Origin of the sequence: Herbaspirillum lusitanum P6-12 (genome assembly GCF_000256565.1) — a bacterium.
In the GTDB taxonomy this organism is placed as follows: Bacteria; Pseudomonadota; Gammaproteobacteria; order Burkholderiales; family Burkholderiaceae_D; genus Herbaspirillum; species Herbaspirillum lusitanum.
On record NZ_AJHH01000195.1, the window covers coordinates 1 to 5,294 of the forward strand.

Consider the following 5,294-nt stretch of genomic DNA (forward strand, 5'->3'; position numbering starts at 1 on the left):
CAACGCCATTTTTTTGCCCGGTTTCTGTCAACCGACGTAAGTAAATTAGCGCAATAGCCCATTTCTGCGGTCTTTCGTACAAGATGCACTGACAGGTTTCTTCCATTTGGACTACGTATACCGAAGCTTTTTTCTGATCCACAAAACCCGACGACTGTTAAATAATTCCGATACGCATACAAGTCAGCATCACCCGCAAGAAAAAAGCGAACATGCCTGGCCAGGAGGCTATCCGGTGGAAATCAGGCGTCGGACATGGCCTGCCTGCGGTACCCCGCTTAAGCCAAATACGTCTTTCAACAAGGAGCACGACATGCCTGTCCAGAATCCGGAAATCATGTCTGGCCTTCTTGATTTCGCGATTATGGTCGTTGGCATTATTTTTATTTTCTGTGCGTGGCTCGTCCTGAAATTTCTCAAGGCGTGGGAAGACTGGGATATCTGGGAACGGGAAAACATGCTTGGCCGCCTGACGGAAAGGCGGAACAACGGTGATCTCTGAAAAGCTGCCGGGAACGGTCTGATCAATTCCGCTGCGCGTTCTTGTTTTCAATCTTCCGGCCGGCCTCGGCCTTGGCATTGAAGACTGTCCTCAGCCCAACTACAAGGAAACTCCCATGCGGTCTTGCCGGAATTTACTCTTCATCCGACTTTTGTTGGCTGCCAGTTTGCTGGCATCAGGAATGGCAGCTTCTGTCGCGCACGCAGAAAAGAAATCGCTGCTGATCCTTGAGCCAAAAACAGGGGCGACAGTAACCAGTCCTTTCAAAGTGCGCTTTGGTGTCACCGGTATGAAAGTGCGCCCCGCGGGAGAGGTGACTGAAGGCACCGGCCACTACGTCCTGCTAATCGATCATGGGCCGGTGGGGGAAGGAAAGGTGATTCCCGTGGATGACAGCCATTTACATTACGATAAAGGAGAGACGGAAGTCGAGGTTTTCCTTCCACCTGGAAAATACAAGCTGCTCGCGCAATTCGCCGACGGTGCACAACGCTCCTATGGACATATGTTGAGTCACGGTATCAATGTGATCGTCAAATAGTACGTGCAAATAGGCGTGCAATAGCGCCAAGCTCGACAAGAGCGACTGACAAAGCTGACAGTTCTTCCCTACGACCGGAAACGGCTTCCACCGCTAATCAACAACGAGATTTCTCCTTAGAATTTCTACGTCACGTCAATTTCTGGCGAGGCGCTACTTTTCTTTTTTTATGGAGAATTACGTTATGTCCACTCAAAATACCCGCGGCGGAAGCCACGAGCAACATGTCAAAGCCGGCGAACAAAGCCACAAAAACACAGGTTCCAGCTCCGGCTCGTCGAATCAAGGCCAATCTGCAGGTTCGCGCGGTGGCAGCCACGAACAGCACGTCAAGGCCGGTCAGCAAAGCCACAAGAACACCAAGTGATTTTCCTCCTGGCCAGTCCAATTTCTGGCTTTACACCGCTCTACGCTTTGTGCAGAGCGGTGTTTTTTATAACCCCAAGATAAGGAGAGAAAGATGAGTATCGAAAAGAGACTGCCATCCCGTGAAAATATCTCGCCTGCGCAAGGGGCCGGCGATGCAACCGTTCGCCCCGGATCGTCTCCCACGGGAGCGATCGAAAACCGGGAAACCTCCACTGACACAGCCAATAAGGAGATCGCCAAGCCGGAACAAATTATTTCTACGAACAGTCCGTCTGCAAAAAAAGCGCGCTCCGATTCGTAGCGCTGCGCAGCTTGAGCAGTGCTTTGGGTGTTGGTGCATCGGTTCGTTGTGATCCACTTGCTCGGCGTTTCGGGCCTTTTGAAAGCTTCCCATGTGCGCTCTGAAGATCGTTCCAGCCATGACGTTCGGGTTGAGGGACCCATCGCCGAATTTGTTTTAGCAGCATGTATTCAATAAGGAGATGAAGATGACGATTATTTCTGAAGTAATGACACGTGGCGTAAGAACTTTGCAACCTCACGATCAAGTGAAGTTGGCAGCCAAACTGATGGATGAACTGGACGTCGGTTCCTTGCCGGTTTGTGATGCCGGCAAACTGGTGGGCATTGTCACAGACCGGGATCTGGTCGTGCGTGGTCTGGCCAGGCACTCGTCAGTGGATCAACTCGAAGTACAAGAACTGATGAGCAGCGAAGTGGCCTATTGCCTGGAAAAGCAGACCGTGGAAGAAGCCTTGGAATACATGGGAGGAGACCAACTGCGTCGCCTTCCCGTTCTCAACGAAGAAAAGCAACTGGTCGGTATCGTCACTTTGGGCGACATCGCCTCCAAAGAAGAACAACCGGAGACGGATGAGACGCTTGCCGAAATATCGTCCGACCTGCCCAAGTAAGGAAGACTCACCAGAAACAAGAGCCGGCGATACCAGTCGCCGGCCCGCCGCTTTTGTTCACGCATACGTTTCTCAGGCCCGTTTATTTCAAGCCCGTTTACGGCTCGTCAAGGCGCGGCCCAGAACGAACGCAATTCCGAGGAAGGCAAGCCGCGAAGCGACCGGTGCGCGGGAGGTGGCGAATGTGTAGGGAGATAGCGGCATGACTTTCGTTGCGCCGCCGCGCTCGCGTATCGATGCGTTGGCGAGGGGGGCATGTAAAGCGTTTCCATCGTCGGTTTTTGGCGTCTCGGTGCGCTGTTGAGAGAACATGCAGTTCTTGAGATAGACGTCCAGCAGAGCGGGGACGCATTTATTGGTGCTGGAGATCAGCTTCGATGCCGCACCGACGTAGATATCCCGACGCGGCTGCTGAGCTGCCGTGAGAATCGCTTCGGCGGCAATGGCCGGTGCATAAACCGGTGGCGGCAATTTGGGTTCCACCTCCATATAGTTTTTGGCATGAAGGACAAATTGCGTGTCCACCCCTGCAGGTTTGATCAAGGTGACGGAGATGGGAACGTTTTCTTCGGCCAACTCCACTCGCAGTGAATCGGTAAAACCTTTGACCGCATGCTTGGATGCGGAATAGGCGCCTTGAAGAGGTACTGCCACATCCGACAGCTCACTGCCCAGATTGATGATCGCTCCGCCGGCTTGACGCAAATGCTCAACGGCTACCAGGCTGCCATTCACGACACCCCAGTAATTGGTGTCAAAAAGACGGCGCTGATCTTCCAGCGAAACCTCTGTATTGCGACCATAAATGGATACCCCGGCATTATTGATCCAGGTATCGATTTGTCCAAATTGAGTGATCGCTTTCGCGGCAGCTTCTTCCAATGCAGAGCGATCGGCCACGTCTGCGACTGCCCAGATGGTTTTCTTTCCGGCAGGATCCAGCTCTTTTGCAATACGATCCAAGGCGTCCTCGTTGCGCGCAATTAACAAGAGATTAGCGCCACGCGATGCGGCAAGCCTGGCTGTCACAAGGCCGATGCCGCTGGTGGCTCCTGTAATCACGATGGTTTGATCCGAAATCTTTTTTAGTTGAATACGCATGAAAAACTCCAATGCAGAAGAATCAGGCCGCATGCCGGAAACCCTGGGCATGCGGCCTGCCAGCCTGAGGCTAAGGATTAGCGAGACTGATTGTTGCCACCGCCGCCATGGCTGTTTTGGCCACCCTTGCGGCCAGCTTCACGTGCTTCCTCGGAACTGAATTCATGTCCGGTTCCTTTTTCGTGGGAAGCCTTGCCGCCTTCACTTGCGATTTCACGTTGCTTCTCGGGATCCATCGAAGCGAAGCCGCGGTTACTGGTGCTACCTTGGTTTTGTTGATCAGCCATTGTGTTTCTCCTTAAGGGGGTTAAGTGAAAAACCAGGACGTTCTGCAAACCTGGTGAGACAGATCGTAAATAGTTTTGCCGAGTATCGGCATCGGAGCATTTCCACTCTTCAGGTCGGCGCCCACTGGCGAGGATGACAGCGTCGCTGAAGACGAGCTTGCGCTCTCGGTTGAAAAAGAACGGGAGAATGCGGGGCATGGGACAGGCGCCAAATTACAGAGCGGTATCGGGCAGCATCATCATCCAAAATGGATCTCCGATGATGCTGCAATTGCAGGCAAGAGGATGGCGCCTCGCGAATGACGTCATGCGCATCCAAACAGCACGACAAACAGCAGTTAAAACACGAGCTTGACAGCACTGCCGTCGCTGGTTAGTATGCATATACATTGATGCATATGCATTGATTGTTTAATTTGCCGGGAAGCTGAATTTTCATGTTCAACCAATGCACCTGTACCCGCCTGCGTCGTCTGACGCGGCGGATTACCTCGATATACGACCGGCATTTGCTGCCGGACGCGCTCACCATCAGCCAATACTCCTTGCTGAGCCGGGTGGGGCGGCATGGCTCCATCGCCAATCTGCGCCTGGCTGCGGAAATGGGCATGGATCGCAGCACCCTCAGCCGCAACATCAAGCCGTTGATGGCTGCAGGCTGGATCGCCACGGTCGACATGCCTCCCGATGAGCAGGTCGACAAACGCTCGTTCGGACTCGGTCTCAGCGAAGCGGGCCAGGCCAAGCTGGCTGCCGCCCGCCCCAATTGGGTAGCGGCGCAGCTGGAAATCGACGGCCTGCTCGGCGAGGACTTGCATGCGGCCTTGTCCGGCATGATCGACGACGCCTACGACAAATTGCAGGAAGCCTGAGCGGCCATTTCAGGCGCCGGGGACAGTTTCAGTACAAGCACCATCAGTCATCATCAATCACCATCAATGCGTAAGCGCAGCAAACGCATTGATGGTTTTTTATTCACCATTATTTTGAATGAGCGTCATGAATAAAGTCACTCAAGCCATCGCGCAGCGCACCTCGCACCGTTTCAGTTATGCGTGGGTCGTCGTCGCCGTGATCTTCCTCGTCCTGCTGACCTCGGCCGGCATCCGCGCCACGCCGTCGGTCATGATCCTGCCGCTGGAACATGAATTCGGCTGGAACCGTTCCACCATCTCGCTGGCGATTTCCTTCAACATCGCTTTGTACGGTCTGATCGGCCCGTTCGCCGCCGCCGCCATGCAGCGTTTCGGCATTCGTCCCGTGGTGATGGGCGCGCTGGTGCTGCTGTCGATCGGCACCGCGCTCAGCACGCTGATGCAGATGCCGTGGCACATGGTGATGACATGGGGTTTGCTGGTCGGCTCCGGCACCGGCGTCGCCGCCAATACGCTGGGCGCCACCATCGTCAGCCGCTGGTTTGAAATGCGTCGCGGCCTGGCGATGGGCTTGCTGACGGCCAGCGCCGCGACCGGGCAAATGGTGTTCCTGCCGCTGATGGCATCGATGGTCGAGCACTACGGTTGGCGCTCGGTGGCCTTCCTGGTGGCGATCGTCGCCGCCGTCGCCGTACCGCTGGTGGC

The 5,294-nt window shown here is 54.7% G+C and carries 9 protein-coding genes; 7 read left to right on the forward strand and 2 right to left on the reverse strand.

The features are described from left to right. The first annotated feature begins 313 nt into the window (after window positions 1-313). From HLUSI_RS0106595 to HLUSI_RS0106610, 5 genes are all read left to right on the forward strand, one after another. Window positions 314-502 carry a hypothetical protein gene (locus HLUSI_RS0106595; RefSeq protein WP_016833234.1) on the forward strand — a complete coding sequence of 63 codons (189 nt, stop codon included), beginning with the start codon at window positions 314-316 and terminating at the stop codon, window positions 500-502. A 181-nt stretch (window positions 503-683) separates the two neighbouring features. Continuing rightward, the gene (locus HLUSI_RS0106600; protein WP_016833235.1) at window positions 684-1,043 is read left to right on the forward strand and encodes a DUF4399 domain-containing protein; all 360 of its coding nucleotides are present in this window, start codon (window positions 684-686) and stop codon (window positions 1,041-1,043) included. 184 nt (window positions 1,044-1,227) lie between these two features. Beyond that, window positions 1,228-1,410, forward strand: coding sequence for a hypothetical protein (locus HLUSI_RS0106605; RefSeq protein WP_016833236.1), 183 nt, complete (start codon window positions 1,228-1,230; stop codon window positions 1,408-1,410). Between the two features lie 93 nt (window positions 1,411-1,503). Further along, window positions 1,504-1,713, forward strand: coding sequence for a hypothetical protein (locus HLUSI_RS31385; RefSeq protein WP_083830863.1), 210 nt, complete (start codon window positions 1,504-1,506; stop codon window positions 1,711-1,713). Between the two features lie 187 nt (window positions 1,714-1,900). After that, window positions 1,901-2,326, forward strand: a complete 426-nt coding sequence (locus HLUSI_RS0106610; protein WP_050977654.1) for a CBS domain-containing protein — start codon at window positions 1,901-1,903, stop codon at window positions 2,324-2,326. An 87-nt stretch (window positions 2,327-2,413) separates the two neighbouring features. Here the strand turns inward: HLUSI_RS0106610 and HLUSI_RS0106615 are convergent, their stop codons facing one another. Both HLUSI_RS0106615 and HLUSI_RS0106620 read right to left on the reverse strand, forming a co-directional pair. After that, window positions 2,414-3,427: an SDR family oxidoreductase gene (locus HLUSI_RS0106615; RefSeq protein WP_029363212.1), complete on the reverse strand. Its 1,014-nt coding sequence runs from the start codon at window positions 3,425-3,427 to the stop codon at window positions 2,414-2,416. A gap of 77 nt (window positions 3,428-3,504) precedes the next feature. Next, window positions 3,505-3,714, reverse strand: a complete 210-nt coding sequence (locus HLUSI_RS0106620; protein ID WP_016833239.1) for a KGG domain-containing protein — start codon at window positions 3,712-3,714, stop codon at window positions 3,505-3,507. A 437-nt stretch (window positions 3,715-4,151) separates the two neighbouring features. Between HLUSI_RS0106620 and HLUSI_RS0106630 the strand changes: the two genes are divergently transcribed. Both HLUSI_RS0106630 and HLUSI_RS0106635 read left to right on the forward strand, forming a co-directional pair. Then, entirely contained in the window at window positions 4,152-4,586 is a 435-nt protein-coding gene (locus tag HLUSI_RS0106630) for a MarR family winged helix-turn-helix transcriptional regulator (protein ID WP_016833241.1), read from the forward strand. Window positions 4,587-4,713: 127 nt separating this feature from the next. Next, window positions 4,714-5,294: MFS transporter (locus HLUSI_RS0106635; protein ID WP_016833242.1), on the forward strand; the 581-nt coding region annotated here is incomplete at its 3' end.